This window comes from Cupriavidus sp. HY129, from assembly GCF_059492215.1.
The window spans coordinates 792,337-817,067 of sequence record NZ_CP083255.1 but is presented as its reverse complement, the minus strand read 5'-3'; the positions used below and the strand labels follow the sequence as shown (position 1 = coordinate 817,067).

The following is a 24,731-nucleotide window of genomic DNA, read 5'->3' as shown; positions in this document are numbered from 1 at the left end:
GGGATCGAACGTCTCAGCCACCGCGTATCCACCCGATGCGTGCGTAACGTTGCGTACCCGTTTCTGCGGACGCCCGCGGCGTGCCAGACGTCATGCCGCCATGTCAGGCCGCAAGCACGTCCGCATTGGCCAGACTGCTATCGCCACGCAGGATCTGACGCAGCGTATCCAGTCCAACCGGCTGGCTGAACAGGTAGCCCTGCACGGCATCGCACCCTTCGGCGCGCAGGAAATCGAACTGCGCTTTTGTCTCCACGCCCTCGGCCACCACCTGCAGATGCAACTGGCGCCCGAGCGCGACGATGGCCGCGGCCACCGCCCGGTCGTGTCCTGGCACGGCGAGATCATCGACAAACGACTTGTCGATCTTGAGCTTGCTGATTGGCAGGCGGGTCAGATAGCCCAGCCCGGAGTAGCCCGTACCGAAGTCGTCGATCGAAATCCCCACGCCCAGCTGGCGCACCTGCCGGAGCGTCTCGACGGTGGTCTCGCTGCCGTCGACGAGAATGCCCTCGGTCACCTCGATGGTCAGACTGGCGGCCGGCAGCCCGGAAGCGCGCAACGCCTGCGCGACGGCCGCCGGGAAACTTGCCTGACGCAATTGCAGCGGCGAAATATTGACCGCGACATCGATATCGCACCCCAGTTCCTGACGCACCGACTGGATATCCTGGCAAGCCTTGCCCAACGCCCACTCGCCAAGCTCGCTGACGAGCCCGCACTGCTCGGCGATCGGGATGAACTCAGACGGCTGCATCACGCCGCGCTCGGGGGTCTCCCAGGCGATCAGGGCCTCGACCCCGAGCAGCGCCAGCCTGGAAACGTCGACGATCGGCTGGTAGCGCAACCGGAACTCCCCCTTGGCCAGCGCGCGACGGAGCAACCCCTCGATCGTGAAGCGCGTCCGCGATGCCTCCGCCATCTCGCTGGCAAAACGCCGCAGTTGGGCGCGCCCGCCATGCTTGGCGGCATACATCGCCGCGTCGGCCGATTTCATCAGGTCCGTCAGCGAATTGCCATCCTGGGGAAAGATCGCCATGCCGAGCGAGGGCGTGACGCGAACATGTTCGCCCGCCAGTGGCAGGTCCTCGGACACGCGCGCAAGAATCTTGGCGGCCACCAGCTCGGCTTCGCCATCGAAGCGCAAGTCGCCAAGCGCCACGGCAAATTCGTCGCCGCCCATGCGCGCCACCACATCGCGGGGCCGCACCGCGCCGCGAATGCGGTCGGCAATGGTCCTCAGCAGGTCATCCCCCACGGGATGGCCGAGCGTTTCATTGATATGTTTGAAATGGTCGAGGTCAAGCAACAGCAGCGCCACACCGCTGCCACGACGGCGCGCTTCCGCGAGCAGTACTTCGCATCGCTCATGCAGTTCCGACCGGTTTGGCAGCCCCGTCAGCGCATCGTGCTTCGCCATGTGGCTGATATAGGCATCCGCGAGCGTCGCTTGCTTGCGCGCCTCCTGGCGCTCGCGCCGAAGACGGCCTGCGAGCCATCCCGCCAGCATGACAGCAGCCGTCGCGAGTAGCAGCGGAAGCCAGACGAGCGGTGACAGGAGCGGTTGCATGAACGAAGGAATGAAACAGCAGTGGAGGCGTTGTGGGCCCTTTCCCTGGCGAAGGACACCCGAAGAACACCGTGTCTGGCGCACTATACCTTGTGTGCCTGCGCCCGCACAGTAGCGGCCGGTTCGCTTCCGATGACAAGAGACGCATGGAACGCAGGCTGTCAAACCCGATTTCTCCGGGCTTTCATCATCAGGCGAACGTGATAACTTACGTTCGCCAGCAACCAGACATGCGCGACGCGCTGGCTCCAGCGAACTCACAGGCTTTCGATGCCACATCGACTCCGTGACACTCACATGCCCCGGTTACTGCCGTCGCTCAAGGTACGCATTGCGCTGATCACCACGGTGCTTGCCGCCATTCTCGGCGGAGGCATCGTCATCGGCTCGCTCTACTTCGCCCATCTCGATCTCGAAGACGCGCTGCAGAACCAGCAGGACTCCATCGTCAAGCTGTCGGTGGACCAGCTCGACACCGCGATGGACGACCGCATCGAGCTGCTCTCTCACCTGGCACCGCAACTGCGCGACACGCTCGCTTCCGCGCATGACCAGCCACACGATGCCGTACGGGCGGCGCTACAGCAGGCAATCGACCGCACGATACCGATGCCCGAGGCGTTCAATGCCGTGATGGTCGTCGACGCGGCTGGCACAGTCCTCACCATGGACGGCAAGCCCGTCGAAGTGGGTGACCGCGCCTACTTCCTTGAGGCCATTCGCACGCGCAATGTCGTGGTTGCCGCGCCGATCCGCTCCCGCGTCGGCGGCTATGTGGGTGTCCTGGTGGCGGTACCGGTGCTCTCGTCGTCCGGTGAGTTCCTGGGCGTCGCGGGGGGCTGGCTCAACCTTGCCAACTCGAACTTCCTGGTGGAAATCGCCAACAACCGGCTGGGCACCACGGGCTTCTACTGTCTGGTGTCGGCCGGCAGCGAACCCGTCTATGTCCAGCATCCGGACCCCACCATGGCGCGCAAGCCCGCCCGCGCCATTGGCGAGACCTGCGGCGTGGACGATCACAGCGCGCCACTGGAATTTCTCACGCCGACCCGACCCGTGATCGCCCGCCGGCTGATGGCAAGCACAGGCTGGGAACTCGTGGCCGTGATGCCGGCGCAGGAAGCCTACGCGCCGCTGCGCCAGATGCAGCGGCGATTCCTGATGATGTCGGCCATCGCCTTGTCGGTGGTGGCGCTGCTGATCTGGCTGGCGGTGCGTCAGTTACTGACGCCGCTTTCGCGCCTGCATCAGGTGGTGCAGGCGAGCGCGAACGACCTGGATGCATTTCAGCGCTTGCCAAAGCGACCGCACCGCGACGAGATCGGCGATGTCACCGGCGCCTTCATCCGCCTGATGCGTGACATGCGCCAGCGCGGACTGCAACTGGCACGCAGCGAACGGCGGCTGCGCGCGGTCACCGACACGCTCCCGGCACTGCTGGCCTTCATCGACAGCGACGAGCGCTACGTCTTCAACAACATCGCCTACGAGCGTGTGTTCGGTATGTCGCTGGATGAAATCCAGGGCAAGACCGTGCGCGAAGTGCTGGGCGAGGAACGCTACGTTCGCGCCCAGCCCTTCCTGCAGCGCGCGCTGCGGGGCGAGGAGGTCAGCTTCGAGGCCGAGTATCACTACCCGCATCATCACTGGATGGAAATGAACTATCGCCCGGAATGGGGCGAGGATGGCCGGCAGGTGGTGGGCGTACACATCCACGTGGAGGACATCACGCGGCGCAAGGTGGAGAATCTGCGGCTGTCGCACATTTCGCGCACAGACCACCTGACCCAACTCCAGAACCGCAACGCCTTCGAAAGCCATTTGCGGGACGCGATGACGCTGAGCCGCGCCGAGCAGCAACTGATGGCCCTGCTCTATCTGGACATGGATCGCTTCAAGGCCGTCAACGACATCCACGGCCATGCCACCGGCGATCTGCTGCTGCAGGCATTCGCGCTGCGTCTGCGGCGCTGTGTGCGCGAGAGCGATCATGTCGCGCGCATCGGCGGGGACGAATTCGCGGTGATTCTCGAGGACATCGGCACGCCAGCCACGGCGCAGCGAATTGCCAGCGCGATCCTGGAATCGGTCGGTCGGCACTTCTATTTCGATGGAATACTGGCCGACGTCGACGTGAGCATCGGCGTGGCGCTCTACAAGGGCACGCCGATCAGCGAGGAAACGCTGATGCGGCAGGCCGATGTGCTGCTGTATCGCGCCAAGGCCCTGGGCCGGGGCCGCTATGAAATCGGCCCCGCGGAACTGCTGGCAGACGCTGGGGCCTGACCCACTTTCGGCGCTGAAAGCCGCCTGACAGTGTCAGAATCGGCTGGCCGGTGGCGCTAGCGCTGGAGCCAGAGCTGGGGCCGCTGCTCAGTGCTTCGTAGATTCGTCGGAAGCGTCCGACGCCTGGGGCGCATCCGCGTCGAACGGCACATGGCGGCCGTCCGCCGACTGGTAGCCGAGCTTCGCGTTCTCGCCCATCATCCTCTCGTAGGCCAGCATGGCCTCGGCCACGGCCTTGGACTCGCCCTTGAACACGACCACGTCGTTGCCGCAGTTCGGGCATTGACCGCCGAATACCGCGTCGATGCCGTGCAATCCCGGCGCCGGGATGGCATCGAAATTGGTGAACGACGTCTTGCAGGCCCCGCAGACCAGTTGTGCCGGCCGCAGTGCATCGACGCGCGCACGCGCCTGTTGTGCCCGTTCCTCGGGCGTTCCCCGCCGTTTTGCCTCACCCATGATGCTGTCCTTTCTGACTGCCTGTTTTCGTCTACCACGGCCTTCTGCGCGCTTCGTCGGCCAAACCCCACTCAAAGGATTCATCCAGACTCCGCCGGCGCATGGCACGGGCGTGCCATTGTAGACCAGTACGCGTGTCCGGCACGACCACGATACGCCTGCTATTGTGGATAACGGTTGCCTACCACCTACCCCCCAAGGAGGACACCGATGATTCGACCCACCGTGCAGGAGAATTTCTCCCGTTACGCCGACTGTATCGCAGCCTGCAATGCCGCCGCCGCCGCATGCCTCAAGTGCGCGGCCGCTTGCCTGGAGGAGCCCGACACGAAGAAGATGACGCGCTGCATTGCGCTCGATATGGATTGCGCAGGCATCGCCAACCTGGCCGCGTCCTACATGCTGCGCAACAGCGAGTTCGCGCCTCTGGTCTGCGAAGACTGTGCCGAAGTGTGCAAGTGGTGCAAGGAGGAATGCGAGCGCTATGACCATTGGCATTGCCAGGAATGCGCCAAGGCCTGCGCCGCCTGCATGGAGATGTGCCTGAAGATGACTGCCTGAAGCGCCCCGTCCCAACCTGACCAGGCAACCGCCGCCGGCGTGCATCCATGCACGCACCGGCGGCAGGGACTTTGTTCCAGTACACGGCGGATATCACACCAGGCGGCTATTCTTGCAGATCGTACTCAGCACTTGCTGCGATCCCTTTCCTGAAGGAGTCCGTCCATGTCCGAGAAGTCGTCCGCCACCCGCATCGAGAAAGACAGCCTTGGAGACGTCGCCGTCCCAGCGGATCATCTCTGGGGTGCCCAGACCGAGCGATCGCGTCAGAATTTCCGAATCGGCAGCGAAAAAATGCCGCCGGCGTTGATCGAGGCGTTCGCAATACTGAAACTGTGCGCGGCCCGCGCCAACCGGGAACTCGGCGTGCTCAAGCCCGATCTGGCCGATGCCATCGAACGTGCCGCCGAGGAAGTGATCGCCGGCAAATGGCCGGGCGAGTTTCCGCTCTCCGTCTGGCAGACGGGCTCCGGCACCCAGACCAACATGAACCTGAATGAGGTCATCTCCAACCGGGCCATCCAGCTCCTGGGCGGCGAGGTCGGCAGCAAGAAGCCGGTGCATCCGAACGACCACGTCAACTGCAGCCAGTCTTCCAACGACAGCTTTCCGACGGCGATGCACATCGCGGCCACGCGCGCGATCCAGCAGACGCTGCTGCCTTCGCTGGAAAAACTCCAGCAGACTTTCGCGAAGAAGGTCGAGGCGTTCGACGATATCGTAAAGGTCGGCCGCACCCATCTGCAGGACGCCGTGCCGCTGACGCTGGGCCAGGAATTCTCCGGCTACATGACGCAGGTGGCCGATGCCCAGTCGCGCCTGCAACAGGCCATGCTGCGCGCGATGCCGGTGCCGCAGGGTGGCACGGCAGTCGGCACCGGACTCAACGCGCCGCCGGGATTCGCCGTCGCCTTTGCCCGCGCGCTGGCCACCTACACCAGCCTGCCGTTCGAGCCCGCGCCAAACCGCTACGCACTGCAAGCCGCCCACGACGCGCTGGCCGACCTGTCCGGCGCGCTGAACACCACGGCTTCGTCATTCCTGAAGATCGCCCGCGATTTCATGCTGCTGGGCTCGGGGCCCCGTGCCGGCTTTGCCGAACTGCAATTGCCCGCCAACGAGCCCGGCTCGTCGATCATGCCCGGCAAGGTCAATCCGACGCAGGCTGAGGCCTTGGCGATGGTCTGTTGCCGCGTCATCGGCAATCACACGACGGTGACACTGGCAAACAGCCTCGGCACGCTGGAACTCAATGCGTACAAGCCAGTGATCATCTACAGCCTGATGCAGTCCGTCACACTGCTGGCCGACGCTGCATCGAGCTTCGCCGAACATATGGTCGAAGGCGTGGAACCCGATCGCGCGCGCATTCAGGAACTGCTTGAGCGCTCGTTGATGTCGGTGACCGCGCTCAACCCGCATATCGGCTACGACAAGGCTGCCGAGATCGCGAAGCTCGCGGTCAAGAAGAACCTCTCGTTGCGCGAGGCCGCCATCGCATCGGGCCACGTCACCAACGAACAATTCGATCAATGGATCGACTTCAAGGCAATGACGAAGGAAGTCTGAGAGCCGATCAGGAAAGCGAACGCGCCATCGAGATGGTGGAAACGAAAAGGCCAGGCCAGTGAATGCATTCACTGGCCTGGCCTTTTTTGAGCCACCAGCAGGCCGATGGCCCAAGCGTTCAGAACTTGTGACGTACGCCGAGCGCGACGCCGAGCATCGTGCTCTGGCCGCTGGCGAGGAAGTATCCGTTCGCGAAGCTGATGGCCGACGTATCGAAGTTGAGGCCCGCGTTCTTCGAGAACGCCGTCGTCAGGTACAGGTCGGTGCGTTTGGACAGCGTGTAGTCAGCGATGAAGGACACCTGCCATGGGTTGGCCAGATGCGTCTGGCCCAGCAGGTTCTTCACGTTGTCGTAGTTGTACTCCAGCGTCAGACCCAGGGCCGGGGTGACCTGGTAGTTGCCGCCAATCCAGAAGAAGTCGTCCCGCAGAATCAGCGTGGAGCCGTCTTGCGCCTTGTTCTGACCCCAGCGATAGCCGCCCATGATCTTGGCGGTGGCACCCAGCGTATAGCTGGCACCGATCGTCGCTTTCTTGAATGAGCCGGTACCGACGAAAGCGCCCGCGGCTGAGCTAAGGCTCGGGTTGTACTGGTCATAGGCCACGGCGACACCGAAGGGGCCTGCTGCATATTCCGCACCAAGGCCATAGGCGGAGTCGCGACGGAACTGGCCCGGCACTTCGCCATTGCCGCCCACGCTTGGCGCGCCCTGACTCGTACCCGGCAGCGCGACACCCGTGCCGAACGACCAGTGCGCGATGGCCGTCACCGGGCCGAATGTGCCGATGTATTTGGCTGTGTTGTCTTCGCGAAGGTTCGCACCTGCGAATGCCACGACGGGTTCGTACTGCACCGCATAGGCCGTGGGCGAGTAGTTCGCCATGATGTGGAATAGCGACGTGTACTGGCGCCCGAACAGGAACTGGCCATAGCGACTGTCGAGTCCAACGTATGCCTGGCGACCGAACAACCGGCCTTGCGACTGCACACCGTTGTCGATGCTGAACCCGCTTTCCAGCACGTACACGGCCTTGGTGCCGCTACCGAGATCCTCCACGCCGCGCAAACCCCAGCGTGAACTGGACAGGCCACCCGAAGTCAGTCGCCATGTGTTCCCACCCTGCCCGGCATTGAAGCCATTAGCAGGTGTTGGCGGCTGAGAGCCAAGATGACTGACGTACTCGATGTTGGCATCCGCGACACCATAGAGTGTCACGCTCGACTGAGCGTGTGCAGTACCCATGGTGCCAAGCACCGCCGTCGCAAAAAAGATTTTCTTCATCGTTATGTTTCTCCTCTCATCGGTCTGAAAGACCTTCCACTCCTGCCGGAACGGCGCGAAAACACCGCCGCCCCCACAAAACTTCAGGCTGCCGTGGCCCTGACAGGTTGTCGGTCAGGAAAATGGGCGCAATTGCCCCCCGCCAGCGAATTACCCCGGCTTTGGCTTGCACTGCGGATTGGGAACACTGGGACGGCACTGCGTCCCACTGGCGAACAGGCGCGTGCTATTCGGAGATGTCGGTGCCGCGCGTTTCCGGCAGGAGCCAGATCGCCACAAGGCTGACGACGCTGGTGGCGGCGAGGTACCAGGCCGGCGCGTTAGGGTTGTGCGTCCAGGCCAGCAAGCCTGTCACCACGAACTGCGTGGTCCCTCCGAATAGCGTGGTACCGATTGCGTAGACCAGAGAGACGCCGATACTGCGAAAGCCGGCCGGCAACAACTCGGGAATCACGACGATCGATGCCGCGGCACTCATGGCGGTGAGCGCTGCGAGTACCGCTGTCACGGTCAGGAAGCTGATGGCACCGGGCATTGCGCCCAGCCACCAGAACATTGGCACGATCAACAGCATCAGCGCGACGCGCGGCGCAATCAGGACAATCTTCCGGCCGCGCCAATCGCATAGCCAGCCTCCCACCAGTCCGAACGCGAACGTCATCACGCCACCAACGAGAGCGCTGGTCTGCGCAAGTGTTGCGGGCAGGTGCAACGTCTGGATCGCGTAAGTGGTCATGTAGTTGCCAATCTGAGACGCGACCGAGGCAGACAGCACCATCAGCACGCCCAGAACAACATAGCGCCGGTGCGACTTCATCAGGCCACCGACCACCTCGGCCGTGCTGCGCTCGGTCCGGGCTTCGAAGGTTTCGGGCAGGCTGCGACGAATTTTCAGGGCGACCGGCACGAGCGCGATGCTAATCACGAAGGGGATACGCCACCCCCAGGCGGCCAGGTCTTCCGCCGGCAGCAATATCGACACCGCAACGCCCAGCAGTCCACCAACCGCCACGGCAATACCCTGGCTGGCCAATTGCCAACTCGCGTAAAGTGCGCGGCGATTCGGCGGCGCGGCCTCGACGAGTAGCGCGGTTGCTGGCCCCACCTCTCCGCCGAGCGCCAGGCCTTGTAGCAAACGGCAAGCCACCACGATGATGGGAGCGGCGATACCGATGGACGCATAGCTCGGCGTGGCGGCCATGCCAAGCGTGCCAAAGGTGATCAACGCCACGGTCAGGATCATTGCAGGCTTGCGACCGGCCCTGTCAGCCAGCGCGCCGATCAGGACGGCGCCGAGTGGGCGGGTGAAGAATCCCACTCCGAAGGTGGCGGCCGCGAGCAGCAGGCTGCCGAACTCGCCACCGACCGGAAAAAATGCGCGACCGATGTAGACGGCGAAGTATGCGTAGATGACGAAGTCGTAGAACTCGAGGGCATTGCCGGCAACGGCGGCGGCAACCGCGGCCCGACCAATGACTGGCCGAACGTCGGGCTCGCCGACATCCCTCGCCGTGTGAACCGCAAGCGTCTGGGCAGACGCCGGACTGGTGGCGCGCATTTTGTCTCCTTGGAATCGTTATGAATGGACTGAGGGCCTGCTCAGACGATCAGTCTTCCCGCAGTCCATTCAGGGTCTGCAGGAACACGTCGCGGCCCTGTTGCCAGACAGCCTGTTGCCAGTCGTCCGCCTGGGGATAGAAAGCATCCTTGAGGGTCTGGCGGATGGCCGCCGCCTGCAGCGGGTCAGACGAACCGTGGCGGTGCAGCCAGTGTTCGGCACGGCTGGCGCCGATGACTTGCGGCATCGGATACGTGCCGAACTCCAGGCAGAGATTGGTCTGCTCGGCCTGCGCGCATTCGTCGAAGAGTGCGAACTGGATCGGCCCGGTCATCGGGATGCTGTTCGAAGTCCCGGCATGAACGGACGTCACATCCCCCCACCAACGACGCGCTCGCTCCAGCGAACGCCCTTCGTCGAGGCAAGCGAAGATGCGCTCCCCCACGCCATAAGGTCCAAGCCCAGTGTGAACATCAATGGAGCCCAGATGCTGGCAGTTGCGCGCATGGCGTTGGAGGATCCGACGAAATGTGGTGTTGCTCCAGGCCGGCTCGCGCCCGCCAAAATGCATGCCATCCTCGAAGCGATATTGACCCAGCGAGACGGCATGCTGAAACCCCTTCACGCCCCACTCCTTGCGCAACATGAACAGCGCAAGCTCGTTGTCATCGCTGGGCGGCCACTCCGTGGGGAGCAAGAGTTCATGGATCTCCGCATATGGCTTGTTGTCCGGCAGCGGAGCCGAGAAGTCGACGAAATTGCGATTCAGGTCGACGTTCTCCTGCGTCTCCCGGCGCGAGTACGAGAACCCGTGGGGATTGACCGCATGGATATACAGCACCGCCGTGTCCGGCGCCGCTACCGGGCCAAGGCCAAGCAACCCGGTCTGAATGGCGGAGCCACAGTAGCCTTCCACGCCGTGCACGCCACTGATGATGACGGCCAGCTTCGAAGCATGCAGCGGCCCGTCGCGCACGACGTCCGTGGCCAGCGACTCGCCGTGGGCACCCTCGAGCGGCAGTTCATGGGACTCGACGTCGAGCCCTCGCGATGCGGCGGCCTGCAGGAACTTCTGCCGGGCCTCCGCGTATGTTCGACTGAACAGGTTACGAACTTCGGGTTGCACCTTGACTCCTCGATGATGCAGCGCTGATTCCATATGCCGATGACCTCAGGCGGGGAATGTCGGTCGGGATGCGCGCGTCCGTGTGGCGCGACGTTCGCCACAAGCGCGTCCAAACGCGGAAAAGATCGCTTTGGCCAGGCCGCAGTCGTCGATACGCATCTCCGGATGCCACTGGACGGCAAGCGTGAATTGCGCTGCGTTGGCAAGCGAGAACGCCTCCACGAGTCCATCGGGCGCCGTTGCTTCGATACGCAGTCCGGCACCGAGCCGCTCGACGCCCTGGTGATGCAGCGAATTGACCACGGCCGAACGCCCTGCGATCCCTTCCAGCCAGCCACCAGGCACGATGTGGATATCGTGGCTATCGTCGTACCACTGCTGGATGGGTCGGTCGTGGTCGCCCTCCCGATGATCCAGTCGGCCAGGCTGAGCGTGCACCGCGCGCTCGAGCGTGCCGCCATGCAAGACGTTCAACTCCTGAAAGCCACGGCAAATCCCCAGTATTGGGACCCCAGCATCGATCAGGGCTGGCAGCAGACCAAACACCGCGGCGTCACGGTGGGGGTCCTGGCATGTCGTTGCCGGCAGGGGCGTGGCTCCATACCTTTCCGCCGCGATGTTGGACGGACTGCCGGTCAGGACGATGCCGTCCAGCGTGTCGATCAACGTGTTGGCATCGATGGCGTCGGCGCACGCCGGGAGCAGCAGCGGCTGCGCACCGGCAATCTCGCTAACAGCCCGCACATAGCCACCGAGAACCGAGTAAGCCGGATGCCTGTGGAGGTCGATACGATCCGTGATGATCGCCACGACCGGAAGAAGTGACTTTTGAATTGGGGCGGATGACATGGAACGATGCGGCAGTCGGAATGGATCTGGCCGCAGTTTGGAGACATCCACTACTTGTGTAAATTGCAACTAAATTCTAGTTGAAATGCAATTCATGCAAGTGGACTGTCATCGTCATGAATACGCGTCAACTACGCCACTTTCTGGCCCTTCTCGATACCGGCTCATTGGCTGCGGCGGCCGAATCGGTTCATCTGAGCCAGCCAGCGCTATCTCGCAGCATCCGCGCGCTTGAAGACACGCTTGGCGTGCCGCTGTTCGACAGGAATGACCGGCGGCTGCGCCCGACCACCTATGCCATCGCCTATGCGCCCCGCGCGCGCCGCATGCTTTCCGACGAAAAAGAAGGCCTACGGACACTCGGCCTGATGCAGTCCGGCGATCTCGGCACGTTCTCGGTAGGGATGGGCTCTTCGCTTGCCACGCCAATCCTGCGCCCGATGCTGGCTGAACTGCTGCGCACATCGCCTGGACTGCGGCTGCGCAGCCTGATCGACACGTCCGAGCGACTCCTTGATGCCCTGCATGCCGAACGCATCGACTTCTTCGTCGGCGACACCCGCGTGGCAAAGCTGCATGACGGGCTGGCGATCGAATCCATCTTCCCTTGCACATTTGGCTGGTATGCGCGGCGCGATCACCCGCTCGCACACAACGAAAATGTCAGCGCCGCGCAGATCCGTGAGTACCCCTTGCTCGCGCCCGGCTACTTCGAACCATCGCTGGGACAACGGATTGCGCAACTCTACGAACTGCCCGCGCCAGTGCAGGACCAGTTCGCGCTGATTTCGGACGACATCGGCACTGTCCTGGAGATCGTGGCGTCAACCGATGCCGTTGTCCCGCTGACGGACCTTGCCGCGATCTCCGCGCTCAAATCACGGCTCATTGTCGAACTTGACGTACGGCCCGCGCTGGAACTGGACTTGACGCTCGGCATCGTCCGGCATGGCAACCGCACCATGGCGCCCGCAACGATGATGGCCTTCGAGATCATCCGCCAGCGGTTCGCCATGGCGGCAAGCGAGATTGCCACCATCAAAGGACTTGCGGCGGATCGGTGATCGCACTCGATCCGCATATGGGCAGTTCGATCAGTGGGCGGGCTCCAGGACGACTTCCCCGACGATGCCCAGAAATGTCTGATTCATGACCCATGGCAAAGGGCCATGGCTGCGGGCGTTGCGGCACTGTGATAGTTTCCGCAGGTTGTTTCGATGCCTGTCTGGATGTGCCCCATGCATAAGCTTGTCTGTGTCACCACCCTCCTGCTGACGGCGATGTCGGCGGGGATGCTGACCGGCTGCAGTTCACTGATGAATGAGGGCACGACGGCTGTCGCTGGCATGGGCGGCGCTGCCATTGCCGGCGCGGTCACGGAAAACGCGGCCATTGCCACGGGCATTGGTCTCGGTGTGCAGGCTGGCGCCAAGGCCGCCCTGCAAGCCAGTCAGCGCAAGGTTCACGCCGAAACGCAGCATCAGATCGCGCAGGTGGCTGGCAACCTCGATGTCGGCGCAGTGGCGACCTGGGAAGTGGCTCACACCGTGCCGCTCGAACCCGATGAGAAGGGACGGGTGACCGTGACGCGCTTGCTGGGCAATGCGTACCTTGCCTGCAAGGAGATCATTTTCTCCGTCGACGATGCGAACAAGGGCAACGGCTTTTATATCGCCGCGGTTTGCCGCGACGGGTCGGTATGGAAGTGGGCATCCGCCGAGCCCGCTACCGAGCGGTGGGGTTCGCTTCAGTGAGGACGCTGTGCGCGAGGTTGGTCTTGTCGGCGGCGGTCGTGAGTCTCTGCGCGTGCAGTTCCGTCGGCGAAATCTCGGGTGCCGTAGCCGGAATTACCACCGGTGCCGTCACGGCAAATCCTGTTGTGGGATACGGTGTCGCGGTCGGCGTCAGCGCGGCGGCCGATGCGGCTGGCAAGTACGTCTACCGGTACTGGCAACGCGAGGAGCAGGACAGCATCGCAGCGGTCATCGGTGATACGCCCATCGGCTTCGAGCAGCCGTGGGAGGTCCGGCATGCCGTCGCCTATGGCAATCAACGCGGCGTGCTACAGGTAATCCGCGTCATCGACAGCCCACTCGCTCTCTGCAAGGAAGCCTTGTTCTCCACCGTCGAGTCGGAAACGAGCGGGCAGCCCGCCAAGACTTCCCAATGGTTCTTCGTCACGGCCTGCCAGCAGCAGGGCCAGTGGAAATGGGCCAATGCCGAGCCAGCGGTTGCACGCTGGGGCAACCTGCAATAGCCACCTGCCACTACCCCTTGACGCTCGAGGCTTACGGCGCGTGCGGCGTGGGCCTGGGACGAGGCGGCTGCGGAGGGTGCGGTGGATTCGGCGGATAGGGAATCGGCCCGCCACCGGGGCCCACCTGGATATACGGGGCGACGATGTACGGGTACTGCCCCGATCCGTCGGTTGGCCCCATCGGCTGCGTGCCGGTCACGCCCCGCTGCGAAAGCGGCGCGGTGCTCAGCTCGGTGCCGCCGCTGCTGCCATCACGGATACCGCGTTGCGTATCGAGCGACTTCGTCTGCGATGCGGCGAATGCCATGTCAGACGCTGCGCCAAGCAGCACAACGATCGCGACGCCTCTCAACCAATGAATCGACCCTGTGAACATGAGCGTTCCGTCTTGATATGGGAATGCCGGTGACCACCAGGGGCGAACTGCACCGCTGCAACCGGCTCGAGCATGGCTGCCTGACAGCCATATCAACACAGCGTAGCAGCGTCCTGGTCACTTCAAAGCGGCATTTACCGCCGGAATCCGGCATTTATTCCCAGGAATATTTTCGTCTTCTTTCGGGAATAAGGCGCCGGGCCGGGCAGTTCTACAGGTGCATGGCACCGCGGCGCGTAGAGCCGGAACGACAAGATCGAACGATTCTCGGGCGCGTGGTCGGCATGCAAGCCCATGCGCGGCCGTTCGTGGTCCATTGTGGCCACAGGTGCTGGGCACCCTTTCGTACTGCCTCAGGAGATGATCATGAAAGCCCGTATCGCGGCGGCAGCCGTTGCCGCCATTGCCTCGCTTGCATCTTTCGCCACGGTAACGTCCGCCGCCGGACTCACCCCCACTACGGCGGCGATGCCGGAAGGTCACGCACATGCCATCGGACCACGTGATCCGTACACCGATGGCGGCAAGGCAAGCAGGTTCGATGTCTATGCAGACACCGCGAATGTCACGGACCGGCGCGACCCGTACACCGACGGCGCGCACAGCTAAGCCACGACAGCAATCAGGTGGGCCCTGGCCCACCTGCGTTACCCGCAGCGTTATGCGGGCACGGAGATCGCCGCCGCGGGCGAGGAGGAAGTGGCCAGCACGCGAGCGGACCGCACGCGCTTCTTATCGAGCACGGCAACAACGATCAGACCAAGAGACGGGCTCAGGATCAGCGAGAAGAGAATCCAGGCAGGGCTGGAGCGTCCCAATGCCGTGGCAAACATGCCGACACCGAGGGAAGCGAGAAACCAGACAGAAATCGCGAGCATGGTGGCAGATCCCATGAGTCAAAGTGATCGCCGCGCGAACGTGGCGAGCCCTCAGTATGGGAACATCCGCAACCAGTAGCACTTGGGGAAAGGCATTAAGGGAAAGGCACTAAGGGAAAGCGCTAGCCGCAAGTGCCCGACACGTGACTCGTGACATCAAATTGCGCACGCTGCGCCGCAATTTCGACGCCCTCAGCCTCTCGCCCTCACAACTCCGACAAGCCGAAGCGTCGCAATCCCTCGAGATCGGTCACCCTGATGGTCTGGTAAGCGAGGCTGACCATGCCGCCAGCCTCCAGCCGGCGCAACGCCTGATTCACACGCTGGCGCGACAGACCGGTCAGCAGGCCAATCTCTTCCTGTGAGAGTTCAAGCACTTCAGTGGTCTTCGGGTACAGCGCCGGATGGAACAGTTGCGCGACAGCCTGTGCGACGCGCGCATCGGCGCCAAGCAGCCGATCATTCTGCACCGTGGCGATGAACTGGCCCATGCGCTCGTTGAGCTGCCGCACCACGAAACCCGCGAAGGGCAGGCTATCCGACAGCAGTGTGTTGAAGACCGTTTCCGGCACCAGCAGCACGCGCGAGTCGCGGATCGCGATCACGTCATAGCGGCGATCCTCGCGTTTGATCACGCTGCCCTCGCCGCACCAGCCTCCGGCGGGCACGCCGGAAAACGTGCAACCGCGCCCGTCCGGCGTATAGACCGCGAGCTTGATCAGCCCCGTGTCCACCCCGATCCAGTAGCGCGAGAACTCGCCGCGTCGGGCGATATAGCCGCCTGCGGGGTATTCGCGGACAACGGTCTCGGACGCCGCCAGCGCCTGATGCGCCGGGGACAGCGCACGAAACCAGTCATGCTGGGCCAGCAGGGCGTTAACCTGATCAAGGGACGAAGACATTTGATAAGAATCAATTTTCTGGGCACTCACAATGCTGCAACGCATCGAAAACGCCAGATCTGTCATCCGGACGACAGAGTCCGCCGGAGGCGAGATGATAGCTTGCGCCGGATTTCATTCGACGAATCCCCAAGGATCACAATAGGAGACACGCCATGCCGACCGACTACGACACCGGACTGGCCCGCAACCCCGCCAACTACGTTCCAATCACCCCGCTCGACTTCATCGCCCGCGCGGCCGAGGTCTACGGCGATCGCCTGGCCATCGTGCATGGCACGGTGCGCCAGAACTGGCGCGACACCTACGCGCGCTGCCGGCGCCTGGCCAGCGCGCTGACCCGTGCCGGCGTGGGCAAGGGCGATACCGTGGCGGCGCTGCTGCCCAACACCCCGGCGATGGTCGAGGCGCACTTCGGCGTGCCGATGGCCGGTGCGGTGCTGAATGCACTCAACATCCGCCTGGACGCCGCCAACCTGGTCTTCATGCTGCGCCACGGCGAGGCCAAGGTGCTGCTGGCGGACACCGAGTTCGCCGATGCCGCCCGCCAGATGGCACGTGAGGTGCGTGGACTCAAGGTGATCGCGGTGGAAGACGTGCTCGGACCCGACGCCGAGCGGTTCGGCGACACCGATTACGAGTCCTTCCTGGCCAGCGGCGATCCGGAATTCGACTGGAAGATGCCCGGCGACGAGTGGGACGCCATCGCCCTGAACTACACGTCGGGCACTACCGGCGACCCGAAGGGCGTGGTCTATCACCATCGCGGCGCGGCCATGAACGCCATCTCCAACATCCTGGAGTGGGACATGGCCAAGCATCCGGTCTACCTGTGGACCCTGCCGATGTTCCACTGCAACGGCTGGTGCTTCCCGTGGACAGTGGCGGCCCGCGCCGGGGTGAACGTCTGCCTGCGCAAGTTCGAGCCGAAGCTCGTCTTCGACCTGATGCGCGATGAAGGCGTGACGCACTACTGCGCCGCACCGATCGTCCACACCGCGCTGGTCAACGCGCCGCCGTCGTGGCGCGAAGGGTTGCGCGGGCCGGTACGCGGCATGGTGGCGGGCGCCCCGCCCCCGGCGGCGGTGCTGGCGCAGATGGAAGCGATGGGTTTCGACCTGTCGCATGTCTACGGCCTGACCGAGGTCTACGGCCCGGCCGCGGTCTGCGCGGAGCAGGACTCCTGGCACACGGTGTCGCAGGAAGAACGCGCGGTGCTGAAGGCGCGCCAGGGCGTGCGCTATCACCTGCAGTCCGGCGTCACGGTGCTGGACCCGGATACGATGCAGCCCGTACCGCGCGACGGCGAGACCATCGGCGAAATCATGTTCCGCGGCAACATCTGCATGAAGGGTTACCTCAAGAACGACAAGGCCACGCGCGAGGCGTTCGCGGGCGGCTGGTTCCATACGGGCGACCTTGGCGTGTGCATGCCTGACGGCTACATCAAGATCAAGGACCGCAGCAAGGACATCATCATCTCCGGCGGGGAGAACATTTCCAGCGTCGAGGTGGAAGACGCGCTCTACCGCCACCCCGCGGTGCTGGCCGCCGCCGTGGTGGCGCAGCCGGATGCCAAGTGGGGCGAGACGCCGTGCGCGTTCGTCGAACTGAAGGATGGCGCGAGCGTCACCGCCGAAGAACTGATCGCGCATTGCCGCACGCTGCTGGCCGGCTTCAAGGTGCCCAAGGCGGTCTACTTCGGGCCGCTGCCCAAGACCTCTACCGGCAAGATCCAGAAGTTCGAACTGCGCAAGAAGATGCAGTCGAACGCTGCCATCGACGTCTGATCGACCGATCGACCAATCGCTTGATGGAAAGAACGCGCGACCGGTCACCCCGCCGCGCGTTCTTTATCGACATTCCCGCTCAGAACTGCCCGAAGAACGCTCGCGCGGCAACCATGCAGAACGGCGCCACCAGCGTGCCGTGATACGCCTGGATGACCGCCGACGCGCCGCCATCCTGCGCGCCCGCTGCCACCGCCTGCGCGGCAACATTCATCTTCGCCATCGAGAAGCCTTGCTTGAGCGCCGCATAGGGGTCGCTTGGGCCGGCGATGGGCGCATCCACATCCAGCACGCTGGTCAGACCCGCCGGAACCTTCGCGCTGTTCCAGTACGCCTGCTGCACGGTGGCGTTGAAGAAGAACACGGTGGGATCGTCGTGCCCGCCGCATAGCTGAACCGGCGCGCGTGGCTGCCAATTGCGCAGATCGTTGATCTTGAAGTCCACGCGCAGCGGTTGCACGGGCCGCGTTGCCGGCGCCATCGACACGGTCGAACTCGGGAACGCGCCGTCCGGATTGACCAGCGCATCCTCAAGCATGGCCAGCCGGTAGTCATTGCGCACGAGATCGGCATTGCCGAATCCGAGCGCGAACACCGGCGTCAGGTCTGGCGAAGCCAGCGGCGGTGACAGCGGCGGCGTCAGCGATGCGAACTGCGAGGCCGGCGGCGTACTGTTGAAGAGCTGAGTCGGTGGCAACTTGCCTTGCGTGAAAATCTTGTCGAGCGAATTCATGCTCGGCAGCAGGCTGGCGATGCCTGGCGCATAGGCCGACTCGTAGAACTCGGACGGCTTGCGGTAGAGATTCTGGTAGGACCGCTGGTAGCTCGTGGTGACGAGCACCGCGAACACCGTGGAACCGATACCCACCTGCCCGGCCACCAGTGCGTCGCCCATTGCCGCCAGTGCATACGGACCCGACCCCGGCGCCGACGCGGTCACCGGAATCCCGGCAGCCTGCAGCAGCCGGTGGGTCGCCATCGCCACGTAGCCACCCTGCGAATATCCGGTGACGAAGAGCTTGCCACTCTCCCGCACGTTGCGCCCGCCACCCGGCGCCCGCATGACGACGCGCGCGGCGGCAAGCGCGCCCACCATGTCGGCCGATTGCTGCGCCCCATTCAGGTACGGGTGATAGTCGAGATCCGAGCCCGCATAGCCGGCATAGTTGCTGGCCACGACGATATAGCCCTGCGCCGCGTACATCGCGGCTACGCTGATGCCCTCCGACGCGCCGTCGCCGTTACGCGGGTCGGTCTGCGTGATATCGGCGAGGTTGTACTTCCTGTACGTCGTGGTGCCGTGCGCGTACAGCAGCGTCGGGCGCGGACCACTGCAGGCCGCGCCACCGGGAATCATCAGCGCGGCGCTGGCGTTCGCCGGTTCCCCGGCGCCGCCCACCGTGCGGTAGCGCAGCGTCACGATCTCGATGTCGCACCTTGGCACGCCCGCAACCTGCATCAGCTGGCGTCCATCGTCAGTGGATCCGAGCAGTGCCGCCAGTTGGGCCGCGCTCAGGCGCAAGGTGGTCTGCTGGTTCAGCAGGCCACCTCCGCCAAAGCCGCAACCGGCCCCATTGCATGCCGCGGTGCTCTGGGCGCTGGCGCCCAGCGTGGTGCAGGCCGCCAGCGAGGCAAGGCCCACCTTGAACAGGATTTCCCGCATTTACGACCTCCTCCGCTCTTGTTTTACCCGGCATGGCTCGTGCCGGGCGCTGCTTGTAATGTGCGGAGTGTAGGTAAACGGCGTCGTTCGCCCAATCGAAATCGCGTGTATCAGGCTTGATTCTGTCCTGACAAATTCTGCGATGCGGGCGAATCGGACGCCGGCGGCTTCAGCCTCCGCGCGCGCGGCGCGTTTCGTAGGCTTTCAGGCTGGTCAGCGCCATCTCCAGCGTCGGCGCTGCGGTCTGGCCACGGCGGGCCAGCATGTCACCCACGATCTGGTCCGATTCGATCGCCCCGCCGCGCTCGAGGTCGCGCAGCATCGAGGCTGTCAGCGGGGATCCTTCGGCGAACAGCGTGGTCTTCGCCTGCTCCAGTGCGGGCCCCCGGGCCGGATAGCCATTGGCGGCAGCGACGCCGGCGCATTCGCCAAGCAACGCCGCGATGGTCTCGCGCCCGCGTGGCGCGGCGAGAATATCGCCGATGGTCGCTCGCATCAGGCAGGTAGCCGATGCCAGCGTGGCCAGGAACAGCCATTTCTCCCACATGTCCTGCAGCATGGCGTCGCTGCGTTGGACGTCGAAGCCGGCATCGCTGAAGGCGGCGGCCAAGGTCAGCGCGCGCTCACTGCTGCCCGAAGGGCGCTCGCCAAAAGACAGAACGTGGAAGCTCGACAGATGAAGAATGGTGCCCTGGTCATCGAGCGTACTGGAGATCAGGCAGCGGCCACCCATGACACGCCCGGCGCCGAAGCGCGCGTCGAGGCGATCCAGATGCTGCATGCCGTTGAGCAACGGGATGATGACCGTGTTCGGCCCCATGGCGGGCGCGAAGCCATCCATGGCGCTTTCGAGGTCATACGCCTTGCAGCTCAGCAACACCACGTCATAAGGCTGCGTGATTTGCTCGGACAACACCACAGGGGGATTCGGGAAATGCAGGTCGCCGTGCGGGCTCTTTACCCGCAGGCCGTGCTCGGCCAGTTGCGCGGCGCGGCGGGGGCGCACCAGGAACGTCACATCACGCCCGGCCTGCAGCAGCCGCGCGCCAAAGTAGCCACCCGTGGCTCCCACTCCGACAACCAGAATTCGCATCCTCGACTCCCAGATCTGGCCCGGCAACGAGCCGGGCAATGCGCCATTGTAGTGATGGCCCGGAAAGTCTGCTGGAAGCGAAATGCAGGTCGATGGATGGCCCGGAACCTGGGACTCGTGGCGTTGCCTGCGGATCGGCCGCAAGCAACACCACGAGCGTCAGGTCATGTCAGTAGGTTGAACACCAGCCCGAGTGCAATGGCGCCGCCCAGTGTCTCCACGGCGGCCAGCGCGATCAGGTTTCTCAGAATGAAGGCATCGTCCTGCTTGGTCACCATGGTGTTGTCTCCAGAAAGGTTTCCAAACCCCGGGGAGACGCCGCGCGCCCCCGGCCACACTGCACAACCTGGGTTCAGTAGACTGCAACGCCGCCAAGCGGAAAAGTCGGCACAAACCCTCATGGGGTGATTGCTGATGGCATACGGGTCACGCACCTGCCGCGGCCCTGGAGGAAATGGTGATGCTGGCGCCGGTTTACTTCGCACGCGAATCAACTATACTTTGCATCTACTTCGCATACGAACATCTTCATTGCCCCTACCCCTTCCATTGCAGGAGACAAAGCCGTGATTCCGGAAATCCAAGCAGGACTTGAACGTGGCGTGCTGACCCTCACGATTTCGCGAGCGGACAAGAAGAACGCGCTGACCAACGACATGTACGGCGCCCTGGCGGACGCCATCGAGAATGCATCGACCGACGCATCGGTCCGGGTCGTGCTGATTCAGGCTGACGGTGATTCCTTCACGGCCGGCAACGACATCGGGGAGTTCGCGGCCCAGGCCACCGGCAACGCACCCAAGGAGCGCCATGTCGTGCGATTCCTGCATAGCCTGGCGAATGCCACTGTGCCGATCGTCGCGGCAGTCCAGGGCAAGGCCGTTGGCGTCGGCACGACCATGCTGCTGCATTGCGACTACGTGGTCCTGGCCGACGACGCGCAGTTGATCACGCCGTTCGTGAACCTCGCGCTCGTGCCCGAGGCAGCGTCGAGCTACCTGCTGCCGTTGCGCATCGGCCACGCGCGCGCGTTTGAAATGTTCTCGCTGGGCGATCCACTGCCGGCGGACACCGCCGTGGCATGGGGCATCGCGAACCGGACGGTTCCGGTCGACCAGTTGCGCGCGGAAGGCCGACGCATCGCGGAGAAGATCGCTACCAAGCCGTCCGGCTCTCTGACGGCAATGAAGCGTCTGATGCGGGAGGCCGAGAAACTGGTCGCGCAGATGGACGCCGAGAGTTCGACGTTCGTGGAGCGGCTGCGCAGCGCGGAAGCGAAGGAAGCCTTCACGGCGTTTGCCCAGAAGCGCCAGCCGGACTTCAGCAGGATCGCCAAGCAGTGATGCGCCAGAAGGCGTCGTCTGCTTCGGCGCCTTCGTTCATCCCCGGCATCACTCGTCGTCGCTGGCCGGGAATTTGTCCTGCAGGCTCGTCAGCCAGCGCGCCACCACATCGATCTCGGCGGCCGTGAACCCCTCGGTCAATCGGGCATTCAGTTCGGTGAGATTCGACCGGGAGCGCTTGAGCGCGGTGCGCCCGGCATCGGTCAGCCAGATGCGGAAGGCCCGGCGATCGTGCTCGTCCAGGCCGCGTTCGACCAGCCCCGCCCGCTCCATGCGATCCACCAGCCCGCTCACGCCCGGCGCGCCAAGGTCGAGCGCCGCGCCGGCCTCGCTCATCAACGCGCCATCGTTCTTGCCGAGGAAGAACAGCATTCCGGCCTGCGACGCGGTGACGCCACCGGCGGCGGTGCGCGCCTGTGTCCATCGATGCAGCCGACGCTGACCGACATTCAGGAGGTAGACAAGTCGAGGATTCAAGACGGCACCCGGATGATTTAGTTCGCGCGCGAATTTTTTGAATGTTATCACGCACGTGACACGGGACTTTCTACGACCGGGGACGGATTGGAGATACGCTTAGACGCGACCAAGGCGGCGCCGATGGCGACCGCCTTGGCGGATACGACTCGGATCAGTTCAGGTTGCCCGGGTCCTGAGCGCGGCGCTGCTTCGCCTTGGCGGCGTAGTACGCGCCGACCTGCTTCTGCGTGACGTAGCCCTTCTTCTTGGCATCGATCTTGTCGAAGTCCTTCGCCACGTGCGGCATTCCTGCCTCGGCTTCCTCGCGCGTCAGCTTGCCATCGTGGTTGGCATCCGCCTCGTTGAACTTCTCCGTGAACTTCGCCTTGGCTTCCTGCGCGTTCGCGGGTGGTTGCGGCTGCGGTTGTGTCTGCGCGCCAGCGGTGGCGGACAGCAACAGCAACGCGAACGCTGCGCCGGCAGCGGCGAAACGATGGCTCATATCAGTCTCCTCGGGTAACTCAGGTTGTTGTGATGCCACCGCGGGCCTCCCCACAGCAGCGGTACTGCAATGGACCCAATCCAGACGCATTCTATGGGCACCGCTTGCGTTCGGCCGACGCATCGAAAGAATTCAATTCCGCAGCGCAAAGGCTTCACATCAGGTTGTCTTCATCCCGTGACAGCCACGACTCGACGCGGTTGCGGCCGCTCCTCGTGGCGCAATAGGGCGCAAGGAACCAGCCCCAGGCTTCAAACGCCTGTTCGCCACGTAGCGGGCACGGCGTCCCATTAATCACGGCACGCTGCGTCACGAGCGTTTTGAGGATGCATGCGCGATCACCCAGGAACGTCGCCGCCACGATAGACGCTTTCCGTCTCAGAAATTACGACGGCGGACGAATGATCGGAACGTCGCGCGTATGGGAAACCCGATCTGGCGGCAAGTGCATCATGACCCGCCCATCGCATTGCGTGCTTGGGCATCGCCCGGGCTTTCGTCTACGTTATAAAACCAGGCCGCTTCAATGGGGGGGCATGATGAAGAGGGTCACTGTGCGCTGGGCCATTCGTATGGCCATCTGCCTCGCAACCGGCCTGCTCGCGGCAGGCAACGTGAGCGCATCAGACATCATCTGCCATTCGCGCGGAACCACCCCCCCGGTGGTTTGCGATGACCCTGGCGGCAGCGGGATGCGCTGCTCGCTGAACACCAACAGCCCACACGCAAGTGGCACACACAATCGCCTGGTGTGCGACTCACCGGGACTGTCCGAGCGTTACGAACGCATCTATGCCGAGCAGCAGAGGATGCTGCACAAGGGCACGATCCAGAACGCCGATATCGTCGCCTGGCGCGCCCGGCGGGATGCCTGTGATTCGGCACGCTGCCTCGATGGCCTGTTCCACCTGTTCTGGCGGGACCGCAGTTCGATGCACAGCGCAACGGCCTCCGCGCCGCGTGTCGCAGCGACCGCGCCATCGACCGTACGTCATGACGCGCCGCCGGCAGCCGCTGCACCAGCGCAACACATGGCGGACGCGGCAGCACCTGTCCGCGCGACAGCCACACCTGCCATCGCGCAGCCGGTTCGCGCCACGGTGTTTGAAACACCCGTTGCCATGCCTGTCGCACACGTCCCTGCCACTTCGACCACTGCCGTCGACATCTCGCTGACCGATTCGGACACGGCGATCTATGGCGACGAGTCCGGACCTGCGTCACTGGCGTGGGCCAGCGCCATGCTGGCACTGGTCATCACGGGAACCACGGCTGGATTCCTCTGGCGCCGTCGACGCGCCTACCCGTCTAATCGGCCGCCCGTGGTCATCCCTGCGGCGATCGTGATCGTGTATGCGCTCCTGCTGGTCAACGTGTTGCTATTGCCATTCACGCTCAGCCTGAAGTGACCTCGCGGTCGACACGGCCTCCAGGCGATACGAGCGAAGATGGTAAATTCGGCGGATTCCCCGCAATTCCGCTTTCTCACGTTCCCCACCATGCGTCTGGCCGGTATCTCCGCAATATCTCTCGATCTCGACGACACCCTTTGGGCCTTCGAACCTGCAGTCGTGCGTGCGGAACAAGTTCTGCATGACTGGCTGCTGCAGCAAGCGCCCAAATCCGCGCCGATCCTTTCATCACCCCAGGTGCTACGTGACCTCCGCGTCCAGTTCGAAGCCATGCGCCCCGAGCTGGCTGGCGACATGCGCGCGCTGCGGCTGGGCTCGATCCGGCTGGTGCTCGACATGTCGAAAGAAGACCCCGGCCTTGCCGAGGCCGCCTACGACGCTTTCTACGCCGCGCGCCAGCAAGTCGATTTCTTCGACGATGCGCTGCCCGCGCTGGAATGGCTGAGCCAGCGGTTTCCGCTCGTCGCGGTATCAAATGGCAATGCGAATCTCAAGCTGACTGGCGGGCACCAGTTCTTCCGGGCATCGCTGAATCCGCAGAGCTTCGGCAGCGGCAAACCCGGCGCCGCGATTTTCCACGCCGCAGCCGATGCAGCCGGATGCGCACCCAGCCGGATGCTTCACGTCGGTGACGATCCCGACCTCGACGTAGCCGGCGCTATCGCCGCAGGCGCACAGGCCGCATGGGTGGTGCGCTCGGAAGAGGCGTCCGCCGCGCAATGGTCACGCAGCAGCCCGCCGCCGCACCTGATCGTTCGCGATCTGCGGGCGCTGTGTCAGGCACTGGACGCCTGAA

The 24,731-nt window shown here is 64.0% G+C and carries 25 protein-coding genes; 11 read left to right on the top strand and 14 right to left on the bottom strand.

The window, feature by feature from the left end; translation table 11 throughout:
- Window positions 1-103 precede the first annotated feature (103 nt).
- Complete coding sequence (locus K6G35_RS20095; RefSeq protein ID WP_317915399.1) at window positions 104-1,849, bottom strand: putative bifunctional diguanylate cyclase/phosphodiesterase; 1,746 nt, start codon at window positions 1,847-1,849, stop codon at window positions 104-106.
- A gap of 18 nt (window positions 1,850-1,867) precedes the next feature.
- Here K6G35_RS20095 and K6G35_RS20090 point away from each other — a divergent pair, with 18 nt between their 5' ends.
- Window positions 1,868-3,856, top strand: a complete 1,989-nt coding sequence (locus tag K6G35_RS20090) for a sensor domain-containing diguanylate cyclase (RefSeq protein WP_495676903.1) — start codon at window positions 1,868-1,870, stop codon at window positions 3,854-3,856.
- Window positions 3,857-3,943: 87 nt separating this feature from the next.
- Here K6G35_RS20090 and K6G35_RS20085 read toward each other — a convergent pair whose 3' ends face one another.
- Window positions 3,944-4,315, bottom strand: a complete 372-nt coding sequence (locus K6G35_RS20085; protein WP_008643973.1) for a hypothetical protein — start codon at window positions 4,313-4,315, stop codon at window positions 3,944-3,946.
- A 210-nt stretch (window positions 4,316-4,525) separates the two neighbouring features.
- Here K6G35_RS20085 and K6G35_RS20080 point away from each other — a divergent pair, with 210 nt between their 5' ends.
- Together K6G35_RS20080 and fumC are read left to right on the top strand one after the other, a co-directional pair.
- On the top strand, window positions 4,526-4,876 hold the full coding sequence (locus K6G35_RS20080; RefSeq protein ID WP_008643972.1) for a four-helix bundle copper-binding protein: 351 nt from the start codon (window positions 4,526-4,528) through the stop codon (window positions 4,874-4,876).
- A 165-nt stretch (window positions 4,877-5,041) separates the two neighbouring features.
- Complete coding sequence (gene fumC, locus K6G35_RS20075) at window positions 5,042-6,445, top strand: class II fumarate hydratase (protein WP_008643971.1); 1,404 nt, start codon at window positions 5,042-5,044, stop codon at window positions 6,443-6,445.
- 118 nt (window positions 6,446-6,563) lie between these two features.
- Here the strand turns inward: fumC and K6G35_RS20070 are convergent, their stop codons facing one another.
- From K6G35_RS20070 to K6G35_RS20055, 4 genes are all read right to left on the bottom strand, one after another.
- Window positions 6,564-7,727, bottom strand: a complete 1,164-nt coding sequence (locus K6G35_RS20070; protein ID WP_008643970.1) for a porin — start codon at window positions 7,725-7,727, stop codon at window positions 6,564-6,566.
- A 226-nt stretch (window positions 7,728-7,953) separates the two neighbouring features.
- Entirely contained in the window at window positions 7,954-9,285 is a 1,332-nt protein-coding gene (locus tag K6G35_RS20065; protein ID WP_008643969.1) for an MFS transporter, read from the bottom strand.
- A gap of 49 nt (window positions 9,286-9,334) precedes the next feature.
- Window positions 9,335-10,444, bottom strand: coding sequence for a M14 family metallopeptidase (locus tag K6G35_RS20060; protein WP_051705402.1), 1,110 nt, complete (start codon window positions 10,442-10,444; stop codon window positions 9,335-9,337).
- A 12-nt stretch (window positions 10,445-10,456) separates the two neighbouring features.
- A complete protein-coding gene (locus K6G35_RS20055; protein ID WP_008643966.1) occupies window positions 10,457-11,260 on the bottom strand; it encodes a gamma-glutamyl-gamma-aminobutyrate hydrolase family protein in 804 nt (267 codons plus the stop codon).
- A 116-nt stretch (window positions 11,261-11,376) separates the two neighbouring features.
- On the opposite strand from K6G35_RS20055, the gene K6G35_RS20050 reads away from it, so the two are divergent.
- The 3 genes from K6G35_RS20050 to K6G35_RS20040 all read left to right on the top strand — a co-directional run bounded on the left by K6G35_RS20050 (window position 11,377) and on the right by K6G35_RS20040 (window position 13,517).
- Entirely contained in the window at window positions 11,377-12,324 is a 948-nt protein-coding gene (locus tag K6G35_RS20050) for a LysR family transcriptional regulator (RefSeq protein WP_186425755.1), read from the top strand.
- A gap of 174 nt (window positions 12,325-12,498) precedes the next feature.
- Complete coding sequence (locus tag K6G35_RS20045; RefSeq protein ID WP_186425756.1) at window positions 12,499-13,014, top strand: hypothetical protein; 516 nt, start codon at window positions 12,499-12,501, stop codon at window positions 13,012-13,014.
- Between the two features lie 38 nt (window positions 13,015-13,052).
- Window positions 13,053-13,517: a hypothetical protein gene (locus K6G35_RS20040; RefSeq protein ID WP_337360699.1), complete on the top strand. Its 465-nt coding sequence runs from the start codon at window positions 13,053-13,055 to the stop codon at window positions 13,515-13,517.
- Window positions 13,518-13,548: 31 nt separating this feature from the next.
- Here K6G35_RS20040 and K6G35_RS20035 read toward each other — a convergent pair whose 3' ends face one another.
- The gene (locus tag K6G35_RS20035) at window positions 13,549-13,824 is read right to left on the bottom strand and encodes a hypothetical protein (protein ID WP_223277398.1); all 276 of its coding nucleotides are present in this window, start codon (window positions 13,822-13,824) and stop codon (window positions 13,549-13,551) included.
- Window positions 13,825-14,259: 435 nt separating this feature from the next.
- On the opposite strand from K6G35_RS20035, the gene K6G35_RS20030 reads away from it, so the two are divergent.
- Window positions 14,260-14,502: a hypothetical protein gene (locus K6G35_RS20030; protein ID WP_035882897.1), complete on the top strand. Its 243-nt coding sequence runs from the start codon at window positions 14,260-14,262 to the stop codon at window positions 14,500-14,502.
- 50 nt (window positions 14,503-14,552) lie between these two features.
- On the opposite strand, the gene K6G35_RS20025 is transcribed toward K6G35_RS20030, so the two are convergent.
- Window positions 14,553-14,771: a hypothetical protein gene (locus K6G35_RS20025; protein WP_011520164.1), complete on the bottom strand. Its 219-nt coding sequence runs from the start codon at window positions 14,769-14,771 to the stop codon at window positions 14,553-14,555.
- A 206-nt stretch (window positions 14,772-14,977) separates the two neighbouring features.
- The gene (locus tag K6G35_RS20020; protein ID WP_017510591.1) at window positions 14,978-15,673 is read right to left on the bottom strand and encodes a Crp/Fnr family transcriptional regulator; all 696 of its coding nucleotides are present in this window, start codon (window positions 15,671-15,673) and stop codon (window positions 14,978-14,980) included.
- 155 nt (window positions 15,674-15,828) lie between these two features.
- On the opposite strand from K6G35_RS20020, the gene K6G35_RS20015 reads away from it, so the two are divergent.
- Complete coding sequence (locus tag K6G35_RS20015; protein WP_035882900.1) at window positions 15,829-17,463, top strand: acyl-CoA synthetase; 1,635 nt, start codon at window positions 15,829-15,831, stop codon at window positions 17,461-17,463.
- Between the two features lie 79 nt (window positions 17,464-17,542).
- On the opposite strand, the gene K6G35_RS20010 is transcribed toward K6G35_RS20015, so the two are convergent.
- Window positions 17,543-19,126, bottom strand: a complete 1,584-nt coding sequence (locus tag K6G35_RS20010) for an alpha/beta hydrolase family protein (RefSeq protein WP_495676902.1) — start codon at window positions 19,124-19,126, stop codon at window positions 17,543-17,545.
- 169 nt (window positions 19,127-19,295) lie between these two features.
- Window positions 19,296-20,219 (bottom strand): 2-dehydropantoate 2-reductase, encoded by a 924-nt coding sequence (gene panE, locus K6G35_RS20005; RefSeq protein WP_186425759.1) that lies wholly within the window; start codon window positions 20,217-20,219, stop codon window positions 19,296-19,298.
- A gap of 566 nt (window positions 20,220-20,785) precedes the next feature.
- On the opposite strand from panE, the gene K6G35_RS20000 reads away from it, so the two are divergent.
- A complete protein-coding gene (locus tag K6G35_RS20000) occupies window positions 20,786-21,562 on the top strand; it encodes an enoyl-CoA hydratase (RefSeq protein ID WP_035882901.1) in 777 nt (258 codons plus the stop codon).
- 48 nt (window positions 21,563-21,610) lie between these two features.
- Here K6G35_RS20000 and K6G35_RS19995 read toward each other — a convergent pair whose 3' ends face one another.
- From K6G35_RS19995 to K6G35_RS19985, 3 genes are all read right to left on the bottom strand, one after another.
- Window positions 21,611-22,039 (bottom strand): MarR family winged helix-turn-helix transcriptional regulator, encoded by a 429-nt coding sequence (locus K6G35_RS19995; protein WP_008652586.1) that lies wholly within the window; start codon window positions 22,037-22,039, stop codon window positions 21,611-21,613.
- A gap of 154 nt (window positions 22,040-22,193) precedes the next feature.
- The gene (locus K6G35_RS19990) at window positions 22,194-22,523 is read right to left on the bottom strand and encodes an EF-hand domain-containing protein (protein WP_495676901.1); all 330 of its coding nucleotides are present in this window, start codon (window positions 22,521-22,523) and stop codon (window positions 22,194-22,196) included.
- Window positions 22,524-22,677: 154 nt separating this feature from the next.
- Window positions 22,678-22,884, bottom strand: a complete 207-nt coding sequence (locus K6G35_RS19985) for a hypothetical protein (protein ID WP_035882903.1) — start codon at window positions 22,882-22,884, stop codon at window positions 22,678-22,680.
- A 211-nt stretch (window positions 22,885-23,095) separates the two neighbouring features.
- Here K6G35_RS19985 and K6G35_RS19980 point away from each other — a divergent pair, with 211 nt between their 5' ends.
- Window positions 23,096-23,932, top strand: coding sequence for a hypothetical protein (locus tag K6G35_RS19980; protein ID WP_008652591.1), 837 nt, complete (start codon window positions 23,096-23,098; stop codon window positions 23,930-23,932).
- Window positions 23,933-24,022: 90 nt separating this feature from the next.
- On the top strand, window positions 24,023-24,730 hold the full coding sequence (locus tag K6G35_RS19975; RefSeq protein ID WP_040011368.1) for an HAD-IA family hydrolase: 708 nt from the start codon (window positions 24,023-24,025) through the stop codon (window positions 24,728-24,730).
- The last annotated feature ends 1 nt before the right edge of the window (window position 24,731 follow it).

Coding starts and splice junctions, on each gene's coding strand:
- K6G35_RS20015 (WP_035882900.1), top strand. CDS start 15,829: ATGCCGACCGACTACGACACCGGACTGGCCCGCAACCCCGCCAACTAC.
- K6G35_RS20025 (WP_011520164.1), bottom strand. CDS start 14,771: ATGCTCGCGATTTCTGTCTGGTTTCTCGCTTCCCTCGGTGTCGGCATG.
- K6G35_RS20045 (WP_186425756.1), top strand. CDS start 12,499: ATGCATAAGCTTGTCTGTGTCACCACCCTCCTGCTGACGGCGATGTCG.
- K6G35_RS20065 (WP_008643969.1), bottom strand. CDS start 9,285: ATGCGCGCCACCAGTCCGGCGTCTGCCCAGACGCTTGCGGTTCACACG.
- K6G35_RS20080 (WP_008643972.1), top strand. CDS start 4,526: ATGATTCGACCCACCGTGCAGGAGAATTTCTCCCGTTACGCCGACTGT.
- K6G35_RS20070 (WP_008643970.1), bottom strand. CDS start 7,727: ATGAAGAAAATCTTTTTTGCGACGGCGGTGCTTGGCACCATGGGTACT.
- K6G35_RS20090 (WP_495676903.1), top strand. CDS start 1,868: ATGCCCCGGTTACTGCCGTCGCTCAAGGTACGCATTGCGCTGATCACC.
- K6G35_RS19990 (WP_495676901.1), bottom strand. CDS start 22,523: ATGAGCCATCGTTTCGCCGCTGCCGGCGCAGCGTTCGCGTTGCTGTTG.
- K6G35_RS20085 (WP_008643973.1), bottom strand. CDS start 4,315: ATGGGTGAGGCAAAACGGCGGGGAACGCCCGAGGAACGGGCACAACAG.
- fumC (WP_008643971.1), top strand. CDS start 5,042: ATGTCCGAGAAGTCGTCCGCCACCCGCATCGAGAAAGACAGCCTTGGA.
- K6G35_RS20060 (WP_051705402.1), bottom strand. CDS start 10,444: ATGGAATCAGCGCTGCATCATCGAGGAGTCAAGGTGCAACCCGAAGTT.
- K6G35_RS20035 (WP_223277398.1), bottom strand. CDS start 13,824: ATGGCATTCGCCGCATCGCAGACGAAGTCGCTCGATACGCAACGCGGT.
- K6G35_RS19975 (WP_040011368.1), top strand. CDS start 24,023: ATGCGTCTGGCCGGTATCTCCGCAATATCTCTCGATCTCGACGACACC.
- K6G35_RS20030 (WP_035882897.1), top strand. CDS start 14,260: ATGAAAGCCCGTATCGCGGCGGCAGCCGTTGCCGCCATTGCCTCGCTT.
- K6G35_RS19980 (WP_008652591.1), top strand. CDS start 23,096: ATGGCCATCTGCCTCGCAACCGGCCTGCTCGCGGCAGGCAACGTGAGC.
- K6G35_RS20020 (WP_017510591.1), bottom strand. CDS start 15,673: ATGTCTTCGTCCCTTGATCAGGTTAACGCCCTGCTGGCCCAGCATGAC.
- K6G35_RS20055 (WP_008643966.1), bottom strand. CDS start 11,260: ATGTCATCCGCCCCAATTCAAAAGTCACTTCTTCCGGTCGTGGCGATC.
- K6G35_RS20095 (WP_317915399.1), bottom strand. CDS start 1,849: ATGTGGCATCGAAAGCCTGTGAGTTCGCTGGAGCCAGCGCGTCGCGCA.
- panE (WP_186425759.1), bottom strand. CDS start 20,219: ATGCGAATTCTGGTTGTCGGAGTGGGAGCCACGGGTGGCTACTTTGGC.
- K6G35_RS20010 (WP_495676902.1), bottom strand. CDS start 19,126: ATGCGGGAAATCCTGTTCAAGGTGGGCCTTGCCTCGCTGGCGGCCTGC.
- K6G35_RS20050 (WP_186425755.1), top strand. CDS start 11,377: ATGAATACGCGTCAACTACGCCACTTTCTGGCCCTTCTCGATACCGGC.